The sequence below is a fragment of the Aeromonas enteropelogenes genome (assembly GCF_000819845.1).
GTDB lineage: Bacteria > Pseudomonadota > Gammaproteobacteria > Enterobacterales > Aeromonadaceae > Aeromonas > Aeromonas enteropelogenes.
This window is the reverse complement of record NZ_CDCG01000018.1, coordinates 406,209-428,066: the sequence shown is the minus strand read 5'-3', so window position 1 is coordinate 428,066 and position 21,858 is coordinate 406,209. Positions and strand designations below refer to the sequence as shown.

The 21,858-nt window shown below is 63.1% G+C and carries 19 protein-coding genes; 12 read left to right on the top strand and 7 right to left on the bottom strand.

From position 1 onward, the window contains the following. Positions 1-66 precede the first annotated feature (66 nt). From BN1123_RS08675 to BN1123_RS08620, 12 genes are all read left to right on the top strand, one after another. The gene (locus tag BN1123_RS08675; protein ID WP_082037507.1) at positions 67-1,206 is read left to right on the top strand and encodes a glycosyltransferase family 4 protein; all 1,140 of its coding nucleotides are present in this window, start codon (positions 67-69) and stop codon (positions 1,204-1,206) included. An 833-nt stretch (positions 1,207-2,039) separates the two neighbouring features. Next, positions 2,040-3,173 (top strand): hydrogenase 2 small subunit, encoded by a 1,134-nt coding sequence (gene hybO, locus BN1123_RS08670; RefSeq protein WP_042026457.1) that lies wholly within the window; start codon positions 2,040-2,042, stop codon positions 3,171-3,173. 2 nt (positions 3,174-3,175) lie between these two features. Next, positions 3,176-4,201 (top strand): hydrogenase 2 operon protein HybA, encoded by a 1,026-nt coding sequence (gene hybA, locus BN1123_RS08665; RefSeq protein WP_042026456.1) that lies wholly within the window; start codon positions 3,176-3,178, stop codon positions 4,199-4,201. Next, positions 4,194-5,381, top strand: a complete 1,188-nt coding sequence (gene hybB / locus BN1123_RS08660; RefSeq protein WP_026457707.1) for a Ni/Fe-hydrogenase cytochrome b subunit — start codon at positions 4,194-4,196, stop codon at positions 5,379-5,381. Before hybA ends, hybB begins: the two co-directional genes overlap by 8 nt. Further along, positions 5,378-7,081: a hydrogenase 2 large subunit gene (gene hybC / locus BN1123_RS08655; RefSeq protein WP_042026454.1), complete on the top strand. Its 1,704-nt coding sequence runs from the start codon at positions 5,378-5,380 to the stop codon at positions 7,079-7,081. Before hybB ends, hybC begins: the two co-directional genes overlap by 4 nt. Then, positions 7,081-7,611, top strand: a complete 531-nt coding sequence (locus BN1123_RS08650; protein WP_042026452.1) for a HyaD/HybD family hydrogenase maturation endopeptidase — start codon at positions 7,081-7,083, stop codon at positions 7,609-7,611. Before hybC ends, BN1123_RS08650 begins: the two co-directional genes overlap by 1 nt. After that, positions 7,593-8,126 (top strand): hydrogenase-2 assembly chaperone, encoded by a 534-nt coding sequence (gene hybE / locus BN1123_RS08645; protein WP_042026451.1) that lies wholly within the window; start codon positions 7,593-7,595, stop codon positions 8,124-8,126. The genes BN1123_RS08650 and hybE overlap by 19 nt, the downstream gene beginning before the upstream one ends. Before the next feature lie 108 nt (positions 8,127-8,234). Next, positions 8,235-9,845, top strand: coding sequence for an ABC transporter substrate-binding protein (locus tag BN1123_RS08640; protein WP_042026449.1), 1,611 nt, complete (start codon positions 8,235-8,237; stop codon positions 9,843-9,845). After that, complete coding sequence (locus BN1123_RS08635) at positions 9,830-10,834, top strand: ABC transporter permease (RefSeq protein ID WP_042026447.1); 1,005 nt, start codon at positions 9,830-9,832, stop codon at positions 10,832-10,834. Before BN1123_RS08640 ends, BN1123_RS08635 begins: the two co-directional genes overlap by 16 nt. Continuing rightward, positions 10,824-11,636 carry an ABC transporter permease gene (locus tag BN1123_RS08630; protein WP_042026445.1) on the top strand — a complete coding sequence of 271 codons (813 nt, stop codon included), beginning with the start codon at positions 10,824-10,826 and terminating at the stop codon, positions 11,634-11,636. The genes BN1123_RS08635 and BN1123_RS08630 overlap by 11 nt, the downstream gene beginning before the upstream one ends. 210 nt (positions 11,637-11,846) lie before the next feature. Beyond that, a complete protein-coding gene (locus BN1123_RS08625; RefSeq protein ID WP_026458563.1) occupies positions 11,847-12,635 on the top strand; it encodes an ATP-binding cassette domain-containing protein in 789 nt (262 codons plus the stop codon). After that, complete coding sequence (locus BN1123_RS08620; protein WP_042026444.1) at positions 12,635-13,273, top strand: ATP-binding cassette domain-containing protein; 639 nt, start codon at positions 12,635-12,637, stop codon at positions 13,271-13,273. The genes BN1123_RS08625 and BN1123_RS08620 overlap by 1 nt, the downstream gene beginning before the upstream one ends. Before the next feature lie 169 nt (positions 13,274-13,442). Here BN1123_RS08620 and hypB read toward each other — a convergent pair whose 3' ends face one another. From hypB to selB, 7 genes are all read right to left on the bottom strand, one after another. Then, positions 13,443-14,351 (bottom strand): hydrogenase nickel incorporation protein HypB, encoded by a 909-nt coding sequence (hypB, locus tag BN1123_RS08615; RefSeq protein ID WP_326938638.1) that lies wholly within the window; start codon positions 14,349-14,351, stop codon positions 13,443-13,445. Between the two features lie 238 nt (positions 14,352-14,589). Then, positions 14,590-14,931 carry a hydrogenase maturation nickel metallochaperone HypA gene (gene hypA, locus BN1123_RS08610; RefSeq protein WP_042026442.1) on the bottom strand — a complete coding sequence of 114 codons (342 nt, stop codon included), beginning with the start codon at positions 14,929-14,931 and terminating at the stop codon, positions 14,590-14,592. Between the two features lie 9 nt (positions 14,932-14,940). Then, positions 14,941-15,945 (bottom strand): hydrogenase expression/formation protein HypE, encoded by a 1,005-nt coding sequence (gene hypE / locus BN1123_RS08605; RefSeq protein ID WP_042026441.1) that lies wholly within the window; start codon positions 15,943-15,945, stop codon positions 14,941-14,943. 85 nt (positions 15,946-16,030) lie between these two features. After that, positions 16,031-17,149: a hydrogenase formation protein HypD gene (gene hypD / locus BN1123_RS08600; protein WP_042026440.1), complete on the bottom strand. Its 1,119-nt coding sequence runs from the start codon at positions 17,147-17,149 to the stop codon at positions 16,031-16,033. Beyond that, positions 17,143-17,394: a HypC/HybG/HupF family hydrogenase formation chaperone gene (locus BN1123_RS08595; protein ID WP_026458475.1), complete on the bottom strand. Its 252-nt coding sequence runs from the start codon at positions 17,392-17,394 to the stop codon at positions 17,143-17,145. The genes hypD and BN1123_RS08595 overlap by 7 nt, the downstream gene beginning before the upstream one ends. A gap of 144 nt (positions 17,395-17,538) precedes the next feature. After that, on the bottom strand, positions 17,539-19,959 hold the full coding sequence (gene hypF / locus BN1123_RS08590; RefSeq protein ID WP_042026438.1) for a carbamoyltransferase HypF: 2,421 nt from the start codon (positions 19,957-19,959) through the stop codon (positions 17,539-17,541). After that, positions 19,956-21,854 (bottom strand): selenocysteine-specific translation elongation factor, encoded by a 1,899-nt coding sequence (selB, locus tag BN1123_RS08585; RefSeq protein WP_042026436.1) that lies wholly within the window; start codon positions 21,852-21,854, stop codon positions 19,956-19,958. Before selB ends, hypF begins: the two co-directional genes overlap by 4 nt. Between the last annotated feature and the right edge of the window lie 4 nt (positions 21,855-21,858).

Sequence of the window (21,858 nt, the reverse complement as noted above, 5' to 3'; positions counted from 1 at the left end):
GGCGGGGGAAGGCCTGCTGGCTGGGGGCCGGGCCGCGGCCATCCAATCGGATAAAGGAGTGCAATCATGACCCAGCACCAGGATGCGGCTGCCGGCAAGGGAAAGCGCGGCCGAGAAGGAGAAGCGGGCAAGATAGTGCTGGTGGACCCCATCTCTTTTCGCGGCGGCTCCAAGGTGGCCACCGAGGTGATGCTGGACGAGCTGGCCGGGCGATTTTCTGAGCTGGCCTGCCATGTGCTGACCCAGGATCCCGACTCCTGGCCCCGTTGCCGGCACCACAGGCTCTGGCTCCCTTCCTGGTTGCGGGGGCGCGAATCCGGGGCCGGTTATCTGCTCAAGCAGGGCTGGCAGACCCTGATGATCCTGGCGCTCTGCTGGCGATTGGGGCAGGTGCGCTGCCTGCTGGCTGCCTCCGGCCCCGGGGTGGATCTGTGCAGCTACTGGGCGGCCCGGGTGCTCGGCATTCCCGTGGTGCAGCTTATCCATGGCCCGGTTGGCTGCTCCGGACTCTCGGCACGCGCCCTGTGGCGTGCCAGCCAGGTCTGTTATCTCGAGAGCTGCCGCCCCTCCCTTGGCGTCCTTTTACACCGGCTCGGCGAGTCGGCGTTTCCCGCTCACTGGCAACCTTTCACCAATGGCCTCGGTGATGAGCAGTGGCCGACGGCCACCCGGGGCGGTCCCCGCATCCTGTGGGCGGCTTCCCTGCTGCGCTGGAAGGGGCTCGAGACCATGCTGGCGGCCCATCAGGCCATGAGCGGGCCGCGCCCCGAACTGGAGGTCTGCTACCTGCAGCCAAAGGGAACCTTGCAGCCCTGCAGCCAACCGAGACCGGATCTGCCCGATACCCGCTGGCATGCCAATCCCGCCAATCTGGACGAGATCCGCGCCCGCTGCGGCATCTTCGTCTCGACCAGCCATCAGGAACCGTTCGGCCTCTCCATTCTGGAGGCGATGGCTGCCGGCCTGTGTGTGGTGATCCCCGCCGACGGGGCCTGGTGGGACAGGCAGCTTGGTGACGGCATCCATTGCTGCAAATACCTGCCGGGAGATGCGGAGGATCTGGCTCGAGTCCTTGGTGCCTTGCAGGCGGATCCGGCGCGGGTCAGCGCGCTTGGTGCCAACGCCCGCCAGCTGGCAGGCGCCGGTTATCGCGCGGGGCAGGCTTACGCCTGCGTGGTGGACGGCTGGGAGAGGTTGCTTCGCTGATAAAAAGCAATCAGCGTGCTGTTGCGCAACATATTTAAAGGGGGCGAAAGTGCAACCAGATAATAGTGCACGCTTCCATGAAACAAGAATTATTATCAATGTCATGAGGGGCGTTCTATCTATTTACGCCCTGGTCAATCCGGCAAGGTGACGTGAAGGTAAATGTTTCTGTTTCAGGTGTTAACATCCATGTTTTTCAATGGTTAACAGCCAGGTTATAAAAAAGTTTAAATGATTGTCTGCTCTCCTGAAGGCCAACCTTTATTCACGCTGAAAATTTGAATGCTGATGCATTTTATTGCCGATGAGATCCCCTATAGCTGCCTCTTAATATCTACTATTCATGGTTGTCGCCCTCATCTGGAGCCGTTTGTTAGAGGAAGGGAAGTCGTGTCAGGATGCTATAGACGTCAGGTTTGGCAAGGTATGCGGCGCTGTCCTTCAGTCATGGAGTGAGGTGGCGCAAGCCCTGGCTGGGGGCGGTGGCATATATGCAGCATAATGGCTAAAGGTATATATCAGTAGCCAGTTAAGGCAAGAAAACAGTCTGTTAAATAAGCCTGTTTGAACCACTTCATGCAGTGTTAAATAAAATAAAAAAGAACAAGTTTTGTCTCTTTGATTAATTAATTAATATCCAATTAAAATTATAAAAACCACGAGGCATTAAGTATCCCTTTGGGGGTAAATGAGGTTATTTGTGATGTAACTCGCCCGGAATATATGGGTAACCCCAAGGGAATTGATGGAGATCAATATAGCAGGGGGAGTGAATCCTTAGCATTTCCGTTACTAAGCATTTAAACAAGTGCTCACAAACGGGAATAAGAAGAATGGTCGAGGATAATTTTTTATCGGCTCATGGAATTAGTCGCCGTGATTTTATGAAATTGTGCGCCGGGATGGCCGCAACCCTGGGATTAAGTCAACATGCGGTGGCCCAGATGGCCACGGCACTCACCAGCCCCGAGCGGCCTCCGGTGATCTGGATCGGCGCGCAGGAGTGTACCGGTTGTACCGAATCGCTGCTCCGTGCCACTCACCCCACCATAGAGAACCTGATCCTCAACACCATTTCGCTCGAGTATCACGAGGTGCTCTCGGCGGCCTTTGGTCATCAGGCGGAACAGAACAAGCACAACGCCATCGAGCGTTACAAGGGCAAGTACGTGCTGGTGGTGGATGGCTCCATTCCGCTCAAGGATGGCGGCATCTACTGCATGGTGGCCGGTGAGCCCATCGTCGATCACATTCGCCGCGCCGCAGCCGACGCGGCTGCCGTCATCGCCATCGGCTCCTGCTCCGCCTGGGGCGGGGTACCCGCCAGCGGTGGCAACCCCACAGGCGCCGTGAGCCTGGAAGAGGCCCTCGGCAATATCGGCACTCCCATCATCAATATTCCGGGTTGCCCGCCCAACCCCCACAACTTCCTCACCACGGTGGCCTACTACATCACCTACGGCAAGCTGCCGGCGCTGGATGCTAAGAAGCGCCCGTTGTTTGCCTACGAGCGGCTCATCCACGAGAACTGCGAGCGTCGCCCCCACTTCGATGCCGGCCGCTTTGCCAAGGAGTTTGGCGACGAGGGTCACCGTCAGGGCTGGTGCCTCTATCACCTGGGCTGCAAGGGCCCCGAAACCTACGGCAACTGCTCGACTCTGGAGTTTTGCGACATCGGCGGCGGCATCTGGCCGGTGGGCATCGGCCATCCTTGCTACGGCTGCAACGAGCAGGGGGTGGGTTTTAGCAAGGGGATCTTCCAGCTTGCCAAGGTGGAAAATCCCACCCCACGGGCAGAGAAGCCCGATGTGGCCATCCAGGAAGGGGGGCACATCACCCCGACGGCCAGCGGCCTCATCGGTGGCGCCCTCGGGGTGCTGGTCGGGGTGAGTCTGATGACGGTGCGTGAACTCGGACGCCAGCAGAAGCGCCACGAAGCCGGGCAGCACCCATCACGGGAGGAGTAACCGTGAACAGACGCAATTTCCTCAAATTCGCCTCAGTCGGTGCACTGGCGGCGGGCACCACCGTCTCCGGCAACGCTCTGGCGGGCGCCCAGAACAACCCGCCCATCCCCGGGGCGTTGGGCATGCTGTACGACTCCACCCTTTGCGTCGGCTGTCAGGCCTGCGTGGCGGAGTGCCAGCGCCTGAACGGCAACCCGGCCAATCCGGCCGGCGATCAGATCTGGTCCAACAACGACAAGCTGACCCCCTACACCAACAACATCATCCAGGTGTGGCGAAGTGGCACCGGGGAGCACAAAGATCAGCTGGTGGATGGTTACGCCTACATCAAGAAGCAGTGCATGCACTGCGTCGATCCCAACTGTGTCTCCGTCTGCCCGGTGCAGGCCCTTAAAAAGGATCCCAAGACCGGCATCGTCCACTACGACCCGGACGTCTGTACCGGTTGTCGCTACTGCATGGTGGGCTGCCCCTACGACGTACCCAAATACGAGTACGACAACCCGCTGGGCGCCATTCACAAGTGCGAGCTGTGCAACCAGAAGGGGCTTGAGCGGATCGATCAGGGCAAGCTGCCCGGCTGTGTCGAGGTGTGCCCCACCGGCGCCGTCATCTTCGGCACCCGTGAAGAGCTGCTGGCCGAGGCCAAGCGCCGTCTGCTGGCGCCCCCCGGCAGCGAATACGCCTATCCACGCCAGACCCTGCAGGCCAATGACCCTTACCTGCACCAAGTGCCCAACTACCAGCCCTACGTCTATGGCGAGAAAGAGGGCGGCGGCACCCAGGTGCTGGTGCTGGCCGGCGTGCCCTACACCAAGCTCGACATGCCCGATCTGCCGGAGCTCTCTTCCGGCGCCCGCTCCGAGCATATCCAGCACACCCTCTACAAGGGGATGGTGCTGCCCATGGTGGTGCTGACCGGACTCTCGGTGCTGATCCGCCGCAATACCAAGAAGAACGGCCACGATCACCACCATGATGCAGGCCACGATCAGGGTAGTGACAAGGGAGGCAAGGATCATGAGTAATCACAAGGCGCATCCGCTCGGCGGCAAGCTGGTCAGCTGGCCGGTGCTGGTGCTGGCGCCCTTCGCCGTGCTGTGCGGCATGCTGATCTTGAAGCGGCTGTTTTTCGGACTGGGCTCGGTTACCGATCTCAATGGGGGCTACCCCTGGGGTCTGTGGATCTCCTTTGATCTGCTGATCGGTACCGGTTTCGCGTGCGGTGGCTGGGCGCTGGCCTGGGCCGTCTACGTCTTCAACCGGGGCGAGTATCACCCCCTGGTGCGTCCGGCGCTGCTGGCGAGCCTCTTTGGTTATTCCCTGGGGGGGCTCTCCATCACCATCGACGTGGGTCGTTACTGGAACCTGCCGTACTTCTACCTGCCGGGTCACTTCAACACCTCCTCGGTGCTGTTCGAGACGGCGGTCTGCATGACCATCTACATCGGTGTGATGGCCCTGGAGTTCGCCCCCGTGCTGCTGGAGAAGTTCGGCTGGAAGACCTCCATGGCGCGGCTCAACAAGATCATGTTCTTCATCTTGGCGCTCGGGGCCCTGCTGCCCACCATGCACCAGTCCTCCATGGGCTCCCTGATGATAGTGGCGGGGGAGAAGATCCATCCGCTCTGGCAAAGCTACGAGCTGCTGCCGGTCTTCTCGCTTCTGACCGCCTTCATCATGGGCTTCTCCATCGTGGTGTTTGAAGGATCCCTGGTGCAGGCGGGACTGGCGGGGCGCGGCCCCAACGAGAAGCCGCTCTTCTACAAACTGACCCAGGTGATCGACATCTTCCTGATCCTGTTTGTGGCCCTGCGCTTTGCGGAGATCGTCATCCACGACAAGTCGGAGTATCTCTCCGAGTGGAGTCGCTACTCCATCATGTTCTGGAGCGAGATTGCGCTGATGATCTTCCCGCTGCTGGTGTTCCACTGGGACAAGAGCCGCCGCGACTCGCGCATGTTGTTCCTGGGGGCCCTCAGCATGTTGCTGGGCTCGGCCCTCTGGCGACTGGATTACTCCCTGCTCGCCTTCAACCCCGGCAATGGCTATCACTACTTCCCCAGCACCGAGGAGGTGCTGATCTCCCTTGGCTTCGTTGCCATCGAAGTGTGTGCCTATTTGCTGCTGATCCGGCTGTTGCCGGTACTGCCATCACTTGAACGTGTTCACCAAGATTATCAGGCCCGAGGGAAAGCCAACGTATGAGCCAACGTATCACCATAGACCCCATCACCCGCATCGAGGGGCACCTGCGTATCGACTGTGAAATCGAAGGCGGAAAAGTGACCAAAGCCTGGTCATCCGGCACCATGTGGCGCGGGATGGAAGAGATCGTCAAGGGCAACGACCCGCGCGACGCCTGGATGATAGTGCAGCGCATCTGCGGGGTGTGCACCTCCATTCACGCCATCGCCTCGGTGCGGGCGGTGGAGAACGCCATCGGCGCCAAGGTGCCGGTCAATGCCCAGTACATCCGCAACCTCATCATTGCGGCCCACAACATTCACGATCACATCGTCCACTTCTACCAGCTCTCGGCGCTGGACTGGGTGGACATCACGGCGGCCCTGCAGGCCAACCCGCAGAAGGCGGCGGACATGCTCAAGGGGGTATCGACCTGGTCCCTCAACAGCGCCGATGAGCTGACCAAGGTGCAGGACAAGATCCGCGCCCTGGTGGCAAGCGGCCAGCTCGGCATCTTCGCCAACGGCTACTGGGGTCACAAGGAGATGAAACTGAGCCCGGAGGTGAACCTCATCGCCGTGGCCCACTACCTGCAAGCCCTGGAGTGCCAGCGCGATGCCAACCGCATCGTCGCCATCCTGGGGGGCAAATCCCCCCACATCCAGAACCTGGCGGTGGGCGGTGTCGCCAACCCCATCAACCTGGATGCTCCGAGCGTGCTCAACCTCGAGCGCCTCATGTATGTGAAGAGCTTCATCGATCGCCTCGGCGAGTTTATCGAGCAGGTCTACAAGGTGGACGCCGCCATCATCGCCGCCCACTATCCCGAGTGGCTGACCCTGGGGCAGGGGGCCAAGCACTACCTGAGCGTGCCTGAGCTCCCCACCGACGGCAACGGCGGCAGCTTCCTGATGCCGGGCGGTTACATCAAGAACGGCGATCTGGCGAACTATCGCCCCATCGAGAGTCACCAGGATGCCTGGCTGATGGACGGCATCGCCGAGAGCAACAAGCATGCCTGGTACCAGGATGACGAACCCCTCAAGCCCTGGGAGGGCAAGACCGAGCCGAACTACACCGGCTGGCAGGATGACGGCAAGTACTCCTGGGTCAAATCCCCCACCTTCTACGGCAAGGTGGTGGAAGTAGGGCCGCTCGCAGACCTCTTGGTGAAACTCGCGGCCAAGCACCCGGATACAGTGGCGCATTTTGATCAGCTCAATGGTGTCTACAAGACCCTCACCGGGGCGGCCATCAAGCCCGAGCAACTGCACTCCACCATGGGGCGCATCATCGGCCGGGCGGTGCGCTGCTGCGTGCTCAAAGACACCCTGGCGCACCAGTGGCAGGCGCTGGTGGAGAACATCGGCAAGGGGGACACCACCGCCTATATCAAGGCGGAGATCCCGGCGGACAAGGAGTTTCGTGGCGTGGGCTTTGAAGAGGCCCCGCGCGGCATGCTCTCCCACTGGGTGGTCATCAAGGAGGGCAAGATCGCCAACTATCAGGCGGTGGTGCCCTCGACCTGGAACTCGGGGCCGCGCAACTTCAACGACGAGCCAGGCCCCTACGAGCAGTCCCTGGTGGGCACCCCGGTGGCCGATCCCGCCAAGCCTCTCGAGGTGGTGCGCACCATCCACTCCTTTGACCCCTGCATGTCCTGCGCGGTCCACGTGGTGGATACCCAAAATGGCGACGTGACCCAGGTGAAGGTGCTGTGATGAATACCCTGATCCTGGGAGTGGGCAACCTGCTCTTGAGCGACGAGGCAGTGGGGGTGCGCATCGTCGAGGCGCTGGGGCGCGAATACCGCTTCGCCCCCGGTATCGAGCTGCTCGACGGCGGCACCGCCGGCATGGAGCTGCTGGAGGCGATGGCGAGCCGCGATCACATCATACTGGCGGACGCGGTGCGAAGCGGCAATCCCCCCGGCACCGTGGTGACCCTGAAGGATGAGGAGATCCCGACCCTGTTTGGCCGCAAGATCTCCCCCCACCAACTGGGGCTGGCGGACGTGCTCTCTGCACTGCATATGACGGGGGAGTCGCCCAAGCGGCTCACCCTGATCGGGGTCGAACCCGAGTCCCTCGAACCCCATATCGGCCTCACCCCCGTGGTGGCGGCCGCGATGGAGGAGGCCAAGGGGCGGATTTTGACCCTGCTGGCCGAGCTCGGTACCCCGGCCATTGCGCTCTCTGAAGAGGAGCGGGCAGAGATGCACAAGGAGGGCCTATGGCGCAGTCCCATTTAAGCGAGGCGCCCGCCGACGTGGCCGAGTTTGCCGGTTTTGCCGAAAACCCGGCTCCCTTGCTGGTGGCCCAGTACCAGCGCATCGCCCGGGACGAGATGCAGACACTGCCCTTTTATCGCCAGGGCATACCGGTTGTGGCCGAGTGCGTGGCGTTTGAGGGGCAGTGGCTCGGCTGCGTGCTCACCCCCTGGATGCTGAGCGTGGTGGTGCTGCCCGGGGCGGATCAGCTCTGGCCGCTGCGCCCCGTCGCCTCGCGCCTGGCGCTGCAACTGCCCTGCGGCAACATGACCTTTATGGTGGGGGAGTTGCCCGAGACGGGGCAGCTGCTGGCCTGCTCGCTCATGTCCCCCCTCGATCCCCACCTGGGGGCCGACGAGGGGCGGGCACTGGTGAGCAGCACCCTCAAGATGCTGCTCTCGCTGCCGGTGCAACAGGGCGGTGGCACCGTGGATCTGGGGCGCCGACGGCTGTTTGGTGGCCGGCGCCTGCCGGGTGCCGCTGGCGCCGAGCGTTAGGTTTCATCCGTCATCAGGTTTAGAATAGGGGCCGTTTTGGCCCCTCACTCGCATCTTTCGCCGGCGAATTGTTGCCCGCGATGAGTGACAAAACAGAGAAGGGATCACATGACAATGCAAGGTTATGATCAGGTCAGCGGTTTGCGTCGCGGCGCAGCCGCCCTGTTGGCTCTGTTGCTGGGGGTTGGCTCTCAGGCCGTCCTGGCTGCCTCACAACCCGTCCCCGCCGAGCTCAAACTCGCCATCGGTAGCGAACCCACCGAAGGGTTTGACCCCCTGCTTGGCTGGAGTCACGGCAGCTACCTGCTGCTGCACAGCCCACTGCTCAAGCAGAATGCAGACTTGAGCTGGCAGGGCGTACTGACCGAGTCGGTGATCCCGAGCAAGGATGGCAAGGGGTGGCTCGTCACCTTGAAACCCAACTTGAAATTCTCCAACGGCGCGCCGCTCACCGCCGAGGACGTGGCCTTCACTTACAACAGCGCGGCCAAAGGCGGCGGCAAGATCGACATGGGCAACTTCGTCTCGGCCAAAGTGGTGTCGCCCACCCAGGTGGAGATTGCCTTGAGCGCCCCCCAGAGTACCTTCGTCAACGTGTTGGGCTCTTTGGGTATCGTCTCGAAGAAGGATTACGATCCCAAGGCTTACGCCCGCCATCCCGTCGGCGCCGGTCCCTACCGGCTGGTGAGCTTTTTGCCCGGCCAGCAGCTGGTGGTGGAGGCGAATCCCTATTACGCCGGTGGCAACAACGACTTCAAGCGGCTGGTGTTCGTCTTTATCGATGAAGAGAGCGCTTATGCCGCCGCCCGGAGCAGTCAGCTCGATCTGGTGCGCATCGCTCCTTCGCTGGCCCCCACAGTGCCCGACAGCCTCAAGCTCTGGGTGCGCCCGAGCGTGGAGAACCGCGGCATCGTCTTCCCCATTCCGCCTGCGGGTAGCAAGGATGCCAATGGCAACCCCGTCGGCAACGACGTGACCTCGGATGTGGCGGTGCGCAGGGCCATCAACTATGCCATCGATCGCAAGCTGCTCGCCGATCAGTTGCTGGAAGGGCACGCCATCCCTGCCTACAGCGCGGTGGAGGGGCTGCCCTGGCAGGGCAAGGCGACCGCTTTCAAGGATGGGGATGTCGCCCGTGCCAACGCCCTGCTGGATGAGGCGGGCTGGCAGGTAGGGGAAGACGGCATTCGCCGCAAGGGCTCCCGGCGCGCCGCCTTCACCCTCTGGTATACCAGCGGCGACAGCACCCGGCGGGATCTGGCCGAGGCGGTGCGGGCCATGCTCAAACCCATCGGCCTTGAGGTGAGCCTCAAGTCCGGCAGCTGGGAACAGGTGGAACGCGAGATGCACGCCAATCCTGTGCTGATGGGGTGGGGGAGCCTGGATCCCATGGAGCTCTATCACCACTACCAGAGCGCCTCTGCCGGGGTGGAGTTCTACAACCCGGGTTATTACCAAAATCCGGTGGTGGATGCTCATCTCAAGCAGGCGCTGGATGCCCCCGACTGGCAGGCGGCGGTGCCGTTCTGGCAGCAGGTGGAGTGGGATGGCAAAACCGGCGCCGGAGTGCAGGGGGATGCCGCCTGGGCCTGGCTGCTCAATGTGCAGCACACCTATCTGGCCAATAGTTGCATCGACCTTGGCAAGGGGGCGCCGGAGATCCACGGCAGCTGGTCTTTGCTGGGCAACCTGCAAGATTGGCGGTGGACGTGCCGCTAAGTTCGTTTGCCATGCTGAAAATGGCGAGCAAAGCCCTGCTGCGTCTGGCAGGGCTCCTGTGTCTGGTATCGCTCGGGACCTTCGTGCTCCTGAGCTATTCCCCCATCGATCCCGTCAAGGCCTATATCGGCAACGATCTGTTGCACGTGCCCCCCGAGCAGTACGCCCGCATCGCCGCCCGCTGGGGGCTGGATCAGCCCCTGTGGTTGCGCTACTGGCACTGGTTTACCCAGGTGCTCAAGGGGGATCTGGGCTACTCCATGCTCTACAACGCGCCTGTGGGTGAGGTGATCGGCAGTCGCTTTGCCGCCTCCTTCCTGCTGCTGGGGGGTGCCTGGTTGCTGTCGGGCTCGCTGGGCATATTGCTGGGCCTGTGCGCCGGTCGTTACCTCAACCGCTGGCCGGATCGCCTCATCTGCCGTTTTGCTTACCTGCTTGCCTCCCTGCCCACCTTCTGGGTCGGCCTCTTGTTGCTGGCGCTGTTTGCGGTGCACTGGCCTTGGCTTCCGGTCTGCTGCGCCTGGACCCCGGGTCTGTCGGCTGATGAGGTGGACTGGGCCATGCGAGCTAGGCATCTGGTGTTGCCGGTGGCGACCTTGACCCTGCTGGGACTTGGCAATATCGCCCTGCACACCCGGGGGCGGGTGGCCGAGGTGCTGGAGAGCGACTTTATTCGCTACGCCCGCGCGCAAGGGGATGGCGGTTGGCCCATGCTGCGCTTTCACGTGCTGCGCCACGCCCTGACCCCGGCCCTCTGCCTGCAGTTTGCCTCGCTGGGTGAGCTGATTGGCGGGTCGCTGCTGGCGGAGAAGGTCTTCGCCTACCCGGGGCTAGGTCAGGCCACCGTGGATGCGGGGCTGAGGGGGGATATCCCCCTGCTGATGGGGATAGTGCTCTTTTGCACCCTGCTGGTTTTTTTGGGCAACAGTGCCGCCCGCCTGCTGGTGGCACGCATGAATGTCGGTTGGGAGGGGGAGCATGCTGTTTAATCCGCTTCCCTCCTTGCTGCGTCTGGGGTTTGCGCTGGTTGCCCTGGCGCTGCTGGCCGGTTACGGCTGGGGGCTTTCGGCCCACGAGGTGCCCATGGATCTGCTGGCCCGCCATCAGCCGCCGTCGCTGGCTCACTGGTTCGGGACCGACCAAATGGGGCGGGATCTTTGGCAACGCGCCTTTCAGGGCACCCTCACCAGCCTCGAACTTGGTCTTGGCACGGCCCTGTGCAGCGGCCTGCTGGCCATGGTGGCGGCGAGTGTCTCGCTGGTTCACCCGCGCTGTGATGTGGCGGTGCGGCTGGTCATCGACGCCATGCTGGCATTGCCCCATATGCTGCTGCTGATCCTTATCTGCTTCACCGTGGGGGGCGGCATGCGCGGGGTGATCCTGGCGGTGGCGCTGACCCACTGGCCCAAGCTGGCACTCATTCTTTGCGCCGAGGCACGGCGCATCGCCAGCAGCGACTATATGATCCTGGCCCGTTGCCAGGGGATGGGGTCCTGGCGCCGCTGGCGGGCCCACCTGCTGCCTGGACTCTTGCCCCAGTGGTTTATCGGCACCCTGTTGATGTTCCCCCACGCTGTGCTGCACAGCGCCGCCCTGAGTTTTCTCGGGTTTGGCCTCTCGGCCCACGAGGCCTCGCTGGGTCTGCTGCTGGCCGATGCCCTGCGTTATCTCGCCGGGGGCGGCTGGTGGCTGGCCCTCTTCCCCGGTCTGATGCTGCTGTTGCTGGTGCTGCTGTTTGATCAGGCCACCCGCGCCCTGCAGCGGCTCTGGTTTGGGGGGGATACATGCTGATATTTGATACCGCCATCTGGCGTCAGCACAGTCTGGTTGGCGCTCTTCCTCAGTTTCATTATGTTGTCGCTGGCGCTGCAGTTCGATCAGGTTACTCGCGCGCCCTGCAGCGGCTCTGGTTCGGGGGGGAGGGGTGCTGATCCCGCCGTGCGGCCTTGCCCTGATCAAGGGGCGGCAGGGCAACCATCCAACTGTTTTTGGGAGTAAACGATGCTGACCTTCGACAAGGTGACCATAGAGGCGGCCCACTACTCCTGGTGGGGGCGGCGCCAGTGGCGACCGCTGCTGACCGATATCAGCCTGCAACTGGCCCCCGGCGAAATCGTCGCGCTGGTGGGGGGGAGCGGTGAGGGCAAGAGCCTGCTGCTGCAAAGCGCGCTCACCCTGCTGCCGGACAACCTGCGCATGCGCGGCACCATTGCCCTCGACGGCGATCCCCTGTGCGACGAGAGTCGGGCCCGCCTGCGCGGTCACACCCTCTGCTATGTACCGCAGGGGGTGAGCGCCCTCAATCCGCTGCTGACGGTGGAGCGCCAGCTGGGCCGTGCTGCCAGGTTGTGCGGCCAGCGCGGTTCCCGTGAGCAACTTGGCGCGCAGCTTGCGCGCTACCAGCTACCCCCCGCGACCCTGGCGCGCTATCCGCGCCAGCTCTCCGGCGGCATGGCCAAGCGCATCCTGGCCTGCACCGCGGCCTTGAGCGGCGCCCGCTTTATCCTGGCGGACGAGATCACCGCCTGGCTCGACGAGGAGCTGGCTTGTCAGCTGCTGGCCCAGTTGCGGGAGATCGCCAGCCAAGGCAGCGGCATCCTCTGGGTTACCCACGATCTGGCGCTGGCCTCGCGCTTTGCCGATCGCATCGTGGCGCTCCATCGGGGGCGGGTGAGCGATACCTTGAGCAGCCACCACCTGCGCCAGGGGCAGGGCAGCGAGATGCTGCGGGATCACTGGCAGGCATTGCCGGAGTTCAACGCGCTCTTTTCTGCGCCGGAGGCGTCCTGATGTTTGAAGTACGAGATCTGACCGTGCGTCAGGGGGATCGCGCGCTCTGGCAGGCGATGAGCCTCACCATCCAGGCTGGCGAGCGAGTGGGGATTTCCGCCCCGAGCGGCCATGGCAAGACCACCCTCGGACGGGTGCTGGCGGGCTGGCAGCCGGCGAGCGAGGGGACCCTGCTGCTCGATGGCAAGGCGATTCCACGGCAATGGAAGGGCTACCACCCCATCCAGCTGGTGCCCCAGCACCCCGAGCTCACCTTCAATCCCCACCGCAGCACGGGCCAGGCGCTGTGGGATGTGTGGCGCCCCGACGAGGCCATGCTGGCCCGTTTTCTGGTCAAACCCGAATGGCTTGGCCGAAAGCCCGGTCAGCTCTCCGGCGGCGAGCTGGCCCGTATCGCCCTGCTGCGGGCTCTCGATCCCCGCACCCGGCTGCTGATCGCCGACGAGGTGACCGCCCAGCTTGATCCCAGGCTGCAACGCCAGATCTGGCGCGAGCTGATACGCGAGTGCGAGAACCGGTGGCTTGGCATGCTGATCTTCAGCCATCAGCAGGCGCTGCTGCGCCAGATCTGCCATCGCATCATCCGGGTTGGCGAGGAGCAGCCGGTGGCAGAGCAAAGAGCCCATCACGCGGCCTGAGTGGCCGTGTTCCCCCTCTCCCCGGGGAGAGGGCCAGGGTGAGGGGGCGAGTGTGAGACTCTGGTCATTCTGGACAGAGAGAACCGTTGGCAAGGTGCGCAGATAAAAGAGAGGGAGGCATCAGCCTCCCTCTTTTGTTTTCTACCGTTATCGGCGGCGTTTAACCGGTTCAGGCACTGGCCAGCCAGCTTAACCAGGCTTCCATCCCTTCGCCCGTGGTGGCGCTCACCTGGATCACCTGGATATAGGGGTTGACTCGCTTGGCGTTCTCGATGCAGCGGGCCACATCGAAGCTCACGTAGGGCAGCAGGTCAATCTTGTTGATCACCATCAGCTGGGCGGCGGCGAACATGTCCGGGTACTTGAGGGGCTTCTCTTCCCCCTCGGTGACGGAGAGGATCGCTACCTTGTACTTCTCGCCGAGATCGAAGCTGGCGGGGCAGACCAGGTTGCCCACGTTCTCGATAAAGAGGACGCCGCCATCCAGGGTCGGCAGCTGGTGGCAGGCGTCGTGCACCATCTTGGCATCCAGATGGCAACCCTTGCCGGTGTTGATCTGGATGGCGGGCACACCGGTGGCACGGATGCGATCGGCATCAGCGCTTGTCTGCTGATCCCCCTCGATGACGGCGCAGGGGCGCTTGCCCGCCAGCTGGCGCAGGGTCTCGCACAGCAAGGTGGTCTTGCCCGAGCCCGGGCTCGATACCAGGTTCAGCACCAGCTGGTTGGCGGCTTCGAAGTGTTCGCGGTTGTGGGCTGCCAGCAGGTTGTTCTTGGCCAGCACATCCATCTCGATGGCGATCAGCTGGCGCTGCCCCATACCGGGCACCGACAGTCCCGCTTCCCCCTTGCCGTAGTGCAGATCACCCTGCTCATGCTCATGCTCATGCTCATGCTCATGCTCATGCTCATGCTCATGTTCATGTTCATGTTCATGTTCATGTTCATGAGAGTGGCTGTGTGCGTGATCATGTTGATGGGGGTGGGCATGATGGTGCAGATGAGCATGATCATGGTGATGGTTGTGAGGGTGATCATGGGTGTGCTCGTGGCCATGATCATGAGGCACCGGCTCCATGGGGAAGTGCACACCGTGGTAGTGGTGATGGACATCCCCCTGATGGTGGTAGTGGTGGTGAACGATCAGGGTGCGCGGTGCATCTTGTCCGTGATCATGCTCGTGATGGTCGCCATGGCTATGGCGATGATCGTGCTCATGGTGGTGGGAGTGAGCATGGTCGTGATGGTGCTCATGGTCGTGTTCATGTTCGTGACCGGCGATCCGCGCCTGGCCGCATCCGCATACGCTACACATTTCAACTTACCTCGATATCGGTGATGCGCAGGCTATCGCCCTGCGCGACGCGTAACTTGTATCCGCCACAGTCGGGGCAGGGCTGGCCCCGCTCGCTGAGCTGCACCGTCTTGCTGCAGTCGTAGCACCAACCTTCGGCCGTCTTGTGCTGAAAATGCAGGCGGGCACCCTCGACGACGGTCCCCTTGGCGGCGGCCTCGAAACAGAAGGCGATGGTGCTCTGATCGACACAGGAGAAGCTGCCGATCTCGAGCCAGAGGGCGGTGACCTTGTGAAAGCCCCGCTGGGTAGCCTGCTCGGCCGCCAGATCGATGGCGGCCATGGCCAGAGACATTTCGTGCATAGGGATTCCTTAACAGATCCGCGGGAGCAGTTCCCCTTGCGGCAGCTCCAGATAACGGCGGCTGCCCCAGGGGTTGCTCAGGATCACCTTGTGCTGCGCGCTGGTCTGAACCACGCCAATCTGGCTGGCGGAGGGGTTGAATTGCTGCAAGATGGCCAAGGCGTCTTGCGCCTGCTCGGCGGGCAGGGCCAACACCATGGTCCCCTCGTTGGCGAGATCATAGGGCTCGAAGCCGTAGAGCTCGCACAGGCCGCGCACCGGATCGCAGACCGGAATGGCGGACTCTTCCAGCTCGATGGCCACCTGGGAGGCGCTGCTCCATTCGTTGAGCACGGCGGCGAGGCCGCCACGGGTGGCATCGCGCAGGGCGTGGGGGGTGAAGCCCGCGTTCAGTAGCGCCTCTACCTGGGGCCAGAGGGTGGTGCAGTCGCTCTTGAGATCAGATCCCAGCTGCAGGGCGTCGCGGGCCATCAGGATGCAGGCGCCGTGGCTGCCGATATCCCGCGACACCAGGATGGCGTCACCGGCCTTGATATTGCGCACCGAAATGCCCCGGCTCTGTTCTGGCAGCGGGAAGCTGCCGACCCCGCTGGTGTTGATGAAGATCTTGTCCGCCGCCCCCTTGGGCACCACCTTGGTGTCGCCGCAGACGATGCGGGCACCGCTCTTGGCAAGCTCCCGGGCCATGGATTCCACGATGCGGGCGAGGTCGGCGTAAGGGAGGCCCTCCTCGATGATAAAGCTGCAACTGAGGTATTCCGGCTTGGCCCCCATCATGGCCAGATCGTTGACCGTGCCGGCGATGGCCAGCTTGCCGATATCGCCCCCTTCAAAAAAAATCGGCGAGACGGTGAAGCTGTCGGTGGTGAAGGCAACGGGGCCCTCCACCGGCAGCAGGGCGGCATCTTCGCCGCGCAGCAGGATCTCGTTGCCAAAGTGGTGGAAGAAGAGCTGGTTTATCAGCTGATTCATCTCCACCCCGCCACCGCCGTGGCTAAGTTGAATTTCTCTCATCGGGGCTGGCTCTCCACAAGATTGACGAAACAGACGGGTTCATCTCGACCGCTCACACGACCGCCGTGGCTTAACTGACTCTCTCTCATCGTGATTGGATCCCCATATATCGGTAATAGGCATTGCAGGCCCCCTCCGAGCTCACCATGCAGCTGCCCATGGGCTGGGTCGGGGTGCAGCCACGACCAAAGACCTTGCACTGGTTTGGCTTGGCCAGTCCGCGCAGGATATCGGCGCACTGGCACGCCTTGTGATCATCGATGGGTGTCTGATCAAGCTGGAAATGACGCTCCGCATCACGCCTGGCGAAGTCATCGTGCAGACGCAGGGCGGAGGCGTTGATATCCCCCAGGCCCCGCCAGCGAAAGTGCTCGCGGGTCTCAAAATAGCGCTCGACCAGCCGCTGGGCCGCCTGATTGCCGCTGGCGGTGACGGCCCGGCTGTATTGCACCTCGAGGGCGCAGCGTCCCTCCACCTTCTGGCGCACCATCATCAAGAGCGCCTCCATCACATCCACCGGCTCGAAGCCGCTCACCACTACCGGTACCTGATAGCGCTCCACGATGGGCAGATAGATATCGGCGCCCGTGATGACGCTGACATGGGAGGGGCCAATAAAGGCGTTGACCCGGGCCACCCCGTCGGCCATCACGGCGTGGATGGCGGGGGGCACCAGCACATGGTTGATATGAAACAGCAGGTTCTCAATCCCCTCAGCTTCGGCGGCCGCCAGCAAGGCGGCGGTCATGGGAGTGGAGGTCTCGAACCCGATGGCGAAGAAGACCACGGTTTTGTCCGGGTTCTCCTTGGCGATGCGCAGGGCATCGAGGGGGTCATAGACGGGGCGGATATCGCTCCCCTTGGCCCGCTGCTGGGCCAAGGAACCCCTGGAGCCCGGCACCCGGATCATGTCCCCCAGGGTCACCAGGATGACGTTGGGCTCGCGAGCCAGCGCCATGGCCTGATCGATGCGCTCCTTGGGCATGATGCAGACCGGGCAGCCGGGGCCGTGAACGAACTCGATGTTCGCCGGCAAGAGCTGGTGCAGGCCGTACTTCATGATGGTGTGGGTATGGCCGCCGCACACCTCCATCACCCGCAGCGGTTCGGGCAGATCTTTTGCAAGCTCGGTGATTTGGGTTGCGAGGGCGCGGATCACCTGGGGCTGACGAAAGCCCTGGAACAGATCATTCAGGGTCAGCATGGCAGCGTCTCTTGCTCAGGCATCAGGGCCACCATCTGGCGGAAACTCTCGAGGCTCGCCTGCGCCTCTTCTTCATCAATCTTGCTCATCACAAAACCGATGTGGAGCAGCACATAGTCCCCGATCCCGAGGGGCTCATCGAGCAGCATGCAGCTGACCCGGCGTTGTACCCCCAGGGTGTCGACGGTGACACAGTTGTCTTCGGGGTGCAGCTGCACCACCTGGGAGGGAATGGAAAGGCACATATCAGGACTCCGAAATGCAACGGGTGAAGGCAAGGTGACGGGCCCGCGGCACGGCGATGCGGGCCGTGCGCGCGTCGGGCTCGCGCTTGTCGTGAAGAGGGGGGTGAACAAGGAAAAGGCGCATCGGGTTTTCGTTCTCGGCTCTCACTTATCAAGGCTGGTGGCGCCTTCGGCAGGACTGGCAACACCGGTTTGCGCCGCCCTGTGGTGGATGGCAAACCAGAGTTGTCCGGCAGCGATGCCGCCGTCGTTGAGCGGCAGGATCTCGCTGGTCAACACCTCGCATCCGGCCTCTTCGAGACGGGGAATGAGGGCATCCATCAGCACCCGGTTTTGAAACACGCCGCCGCCAAGCGCCACCGGGTAGCCCGCAAAGCGCTTAGCAAGAGCGACGACAAGCTCGCTGATGGCCCGGATAAAGCCGGCGGCCAGGCTGGCAATCGTGGTGCGCTCCCGGGCCTTGATCAGCGCATCGACCAGGGGCGCCCAGTCGATCAGAAGTGGACCATCGGGCTGCTCCATCAGTTCAAAATGGAGCGGCCAAGGCTGCTCGTGCGGCGAAAGCCTTAGCGCCGCCGCCTCCAGCAGGAGGCCTGCTTCCCCCTCGTAATCCGGGGTGTCGACAAGGCCGAGCAGCGCCGCGACGGCATCGAACAGCCGACCGATGGAACTGGTATGGGGCGCGTTGCGACCGAGATGCCAGAGCTGGTGCAGGTTGCTGATCCGCTCTATGGGCAGTTTGTTGATCAGCGGAATATCGAGCTGTCTGATCTCATCGACGCCATACGACTCAAACAGCAGCCCCAGCAACTGGCGCACCGGCTCGCGGATGGCGGCCTCACCGCCGATCAGCCGAAATGGCTTGAGGTGTGCCACCCGTTCAAATCCCTGTACGTCTGCGATCAGCAGCTCGCCACCCCAGAGCGCCCCCTCATCACCAAGGCCGGTGCCATCGAAGGCAAAGCCCAGTACGGGGCCGGTCAGGTTGTGCTCGGCCATCACCGCCAGCAAGTGGGCGTGGTGGTGCTGCACCTCAAGGTGAGTGGCGTTGTGTTCGCGGCAATACTCCCTGGCCCACTGGTGGCTGAGATAACCGGGGTGGCGATCCGAGACCAGCAGCTCGGGTACGAGATCGTACAGCCCCTGAAAGGTGGCGAGGGTCTGTTCGAAGTGATCCTGCATCGGCAGGCTGTGCAGATCGCCGATATAGGGGCTGTAGATACGCTGGCGAGCGAAGGCCAGCGCCAGCTGGTTTTTCTGCTGGGCCCCGACCGCCAGCATCGGCACCTTTACCGCCTCCTGCAGGCTGGGGGTGCAGGGGGCATAGCCCCGCGCCAGACGCAGAGTCTGGCGCCGACCACCCGCCCACTGCACCAGGCTGTCGTCGCAGGGGTGCAGGATGGGGCGGTTGTGATCCAGGATGCCGTCGATCTGATGCCCCAGCTCGCGCACCACCGCCTCGCATTCGACAAGGATGGGGCTGCCACGGCCATTGGCGCTGGTGGCCACCAGCGGGATGGCGCAGGCATCCAGCAGCAGCTGGTGGAGCGGGGTATAGGGGAGCATGACACCGAGATAGGGGATGCCGGGGGCTATCCCCTCGGCCAGCGGCACCGCTGGTTGTTGGGATGGCCGATCATCCTTGGTGCGCTTGCGCAGCAGGGTAATGGGCCTGGCCTGGGAGACGAGCAGGTTCCACTCTTCTTCACTGCCGGTGACATGCAGTTGGGCCTCTGCAAGGGAGCCCATCATCACAGCCAGGGGCTTGCGTTCGCGCCGCTTGAGCTGGCGAAGCCGTGCCACGGCGCCTTCATCGCGGGCATCACATATCAGGTGATAACCGCCCATCCCCTTGACTGCAATTAGCGCCCCCGTTTGCAGGGCGCGGGCGGCGGCTTGCAGGGCATCCTCGCGCTCGGCCAGGGCATCCCCCGTACCGGTGCGCCAAGTCAGGTGCGGGCCGCACTCGGGGCAGCTTACCGGCTGGGCGTGGTAGCGCCGGTCCAGCGGATCTTCGTAGGCTGCCGCGCAGCGCGGGCACATGGCAAAGCCCGCCATGGCGGTATGGGGCCTGTCGTAGGGGAGGCGACGGATGATGGTGTAGCGCGGGCCGCAGTGGGTGCAGTTGGTAAAGGGGTAGCGGTGGTGGCGATCAAGGGGGTTGGCCACATCTCGGGCGCACGCCTCGCACATCCCCTGATCCGGTGAGATGGCGACTGTGGCCGCGCTCTGCTGCTCGCTCGCCTTGATGTGGAACTGACCATCGTAGTCGGAATTATGGTCGGGGTCATCGTCAAGGGGCAGCACCCGCTCGCTGAAGTGATCGATCCGGCTGAGCGGTGGCGCCAGCTCCCGCAGTTCGCGGGCAAAGGCGGCCAGCTGCTCGGGCGACCCTTCGGCGCCAATGGTGACGCCGCTTGCGTCATTCAAGACATAGCCGGTGAGGTGGTGGCGCAGGGCCAGGCCATAGACGAAGGGGCGAAAACCGACCCCCTGCACGATACCGTCGAGATGAAACTCAAGGCGCTGGCGGGTGGTGGTCTGGATGTCAGGTTGCGCCGTCATGCCGGCACCTCATGAGCGCGCGCTGGCATGCGCAATACCCGGCGATCGTTCTCTTCCCGGCGCACCCAGCCGTCCATCTCCATGCGAAGGCAAAACGGGATGGCGTATTTGCGCGACAATCCGGTGACTTGTTTGAGTGACGCCATGTCGATCAGATCTCCCACCTGCTGGCCAGCCAGCACGGTTTCTACCATTTGGTTGTAAAGCGCAGCGTCGTAGTAGATGGGTCCTTCCAGCTGCACCAGATACTTGAGTCTGGCCAGATTGCGCAGCTGTTTTTGCAGCGCTCCCTTTTGTTGCAGGCGCTGGCGCAAACTGGCTGGCAGGGAGAGCAGTGGATCCACCGTCACGCCGCCGGGGCCCAGTTTACCGGGCTCATACCCCTCCTTGCCTTGATCTCGCACCAGTTTGAGCACCAACTGTGCCTCTTCTTCCAGATCATCTTCCGATTCACCGCTGCCCGGCTGCCACTTGTCGTGATGAAGGCGCACAAGCTGCCCGGTTTTGAGTTGTTGCAACAGGGCTTGGATAACCGACTGGGCAATGCCAAGGCGGGCGGCAAGCTCGGCGGCGCTCAAGGGCTCGCTTGCCAGGGTGCCAAGAAGCTCGTCACTGCGCTGGGCCAGCCAGGTGCGCTCCAGTACCCAGTCGCCCAGTTGCACAAGATGGGCAGGAAGCTCGGTAGCAAGGGCGCCAAAACGGCTGGCTGCTACATAGCCGTTGAGCCCGAGCTCAAGGTTGGCGGGGTGGTAGTCGGTGAGATCATCCGGCAGATTGCCCAGCAGGGCGTGCAGTGCCTTGCGTCTGGCGGGGTGAATATCACCGCACCAGAGGATGCGGCCGCCATGCAGCAACTCGCTGCTGCCGTGGCGGATGATGGCGAGCGGCTGGCCGAAGAAGCAGGGGATGGGGTCGTTGAAGATAAGTCGCGCCAGCCGGGTATCCTTGATTGGAACGAAACGGGCCCGGCCGTGCCAGCTGCCGAGAGCCACTTCCACCTCTTTGTTGTGCAGAGGGGAGCGCTGCTCCCGGATGCTGCCGCCGACCTCGCTGAGCCGCACGATAAGGTGGGTCGCCGCCTCGCACTGGCCATCGGCGCGGGTCAGGCAGTGACCGCGGGCCACCTCTTTGTGGGGCACCTTTTTAAGGCCCACCGCTACCCGGCAGACGGCGCCGATCTCATCGACCTGTTGGTGATAGGCCTGCAGGGATCGCACCTGCACCTCGCGGCCGGCAGGCTGGAGCAGGAGCTTCTTCCCCACCTTGAGGCTGCCCTGCTGCAGGGTGCCGGTAAGCACGGTACCGGTGCCGCTGGCGGTAAAGACCCGGTCTACATACAGACGCGGGGCATCCTGATCGTGAGCCGCGTGCGATGTTGGCAGATCGGCAAGCTGGCGCAGGATGGCGGCGTGCAGGGCGTCGATATGCTCGCCAGTTTTGGCGCTGACGCTGACGATATCGGGCACCATGCCGCTCTCGTCCATCACCCGCTCCAGCAGGTGCTCTTCCAGCAGCGCCAGTTCATCGGCGCTCACCAGATCGCACTTGTTGATGCAGACCACAAGGCGTGGCACCCCCATGGCCTTGAGCAGGCGCAGGTGTTCGCCGGTCATCGGCATCCACCCCTCGTCGGCGGCGATCACCAGCAGCACCAGATCCAGGCTCCAGAGCCCCGCCACCATGTTGCGGATATAGCGCTCATGACCCGGCACATCGATAACGCCTATGGTGTTGCCCTGGCCATCGTCAAAATGGGCAAAACCGAGATCCTGGGTCATGCCGATGGCCTGCTCGTGGGCGCGGGCCGTGGTAATGCCGGTGAGGGCCTTGATAAGCAGGGTCTTGCCGTGATCCACGTGGCCGGCGAGGCCGATAACGGCGCGATAGGAGGTCATGGGA

Coding starts and splice junctions, on each gene's coding strand:
- BN1123_RS08675 (WP_082037507.1), top strand. CDS start 67: ATGACCCAGCACCAGGATGCGGCTGCCGGCAAGGGAAAGCGCGGCCGA.
- hybO (WP_042026457.1), top strand. CDS start 2,040: ATGGTCGAGGATAATTTTTTATCGGCTCATGGAATTAGTCGCCGTGAT.
- hybB (WP_026457707.1), top strand. CDS start 4,194: ATGAGTAATCACAAGGCGCATCCGCTCGGCGGCAAGCTGGTCAGCTGG.
- hybC (WP_042026454.1), top strand. CDS start 5,378: ATGAGCCAACGTATCACCATAGACCCCATCACCCGCATCGAGGGGCAC.
- BN1123_RS08650 (WP_042026452.1), top strand. CDS start 7,081: ATGAATACCCTGATCCTGGGAGTGGGCAACCTGCTCTTGAGCGACGAG.
- hybE (WP_042026451.1), top strand. CDS start 7,593: ATGGCGCAGTCCCATTTAAGCGAGGCGCCCGCCGACGTGGCCGAGTTT.
- BN1123_RS08640 (WP_042026449.1), top strand. CDS start 8,235: ATGACAATGCAAGGTTATGATCAGGTCAGCGGTTTGCGTCGCGGCGCA.
- BN1123_RS08630 (WP_042026445.1), top strand. CDS start 10,824: ATGCTGTTTAATCCGCTTCCCTCCTTGCTGCGTCTGGGGTTTGCGCTG.
- BN1123_RS08625 (WP_026458563.1), top strand. CDS start 11,847: ATGCTGACCTTCGACAAGGTGACCATAGAGGCGGCCCACTACTCCTGG.
- BN1123_RS08620 (WP_042026444.1), top strand. CDS start 12,635: ATGTTTGAAGTACGAGATCTGACCGTGCGTCAGGGGGATCGCGCGCTC.
- hypB (WP_326938638.1), bottom strand. CDS start 14,351: ATGGAGCCGGTGCCTCATGATCATGGCCACGAGCACACCCATGATCAC.
- hypA (WP_042026442.1), bottom strand. CDS start 14,931: ATGCACGAAATGTCTCTGGCCATGGCCGCCATCGATCTGGCGGCCGAG.
- hypE (WP_042026441.1), bottom strand. CDS start 15,945: ATGAGAGAAATTCAACTTAGCCACGGCGGTGGCGGGGTGGAGATGAAT.
- hypD (WP_042026440.1), bottom strand. CDS start 17,149: ATGCTGACCCTGAATGATCTGTTCCAGGGCTTTCGTCAGCCCCAGGTG.
- BN1123_RS08595 (WP_026458475.1), bottom strand. CDS start 17,394: ATGTGCCTTTCCATTCCCTCCCAGGTGGTGCAGCTGCACCCCGAAGAC.
- hypF (WP_042026438.1), bottom strand. CDS start 19,959: ATGACGGCGCAACCTGACATCCAGACCACCACCCGCCAGCGCCTTGAG.
- selB (WP_042026436.1), bottom strand. CDS start 21,854: ATGACCTCCTATCGCGCCGTTATCGGCCTCGCCGGCCACGTGGATCAC.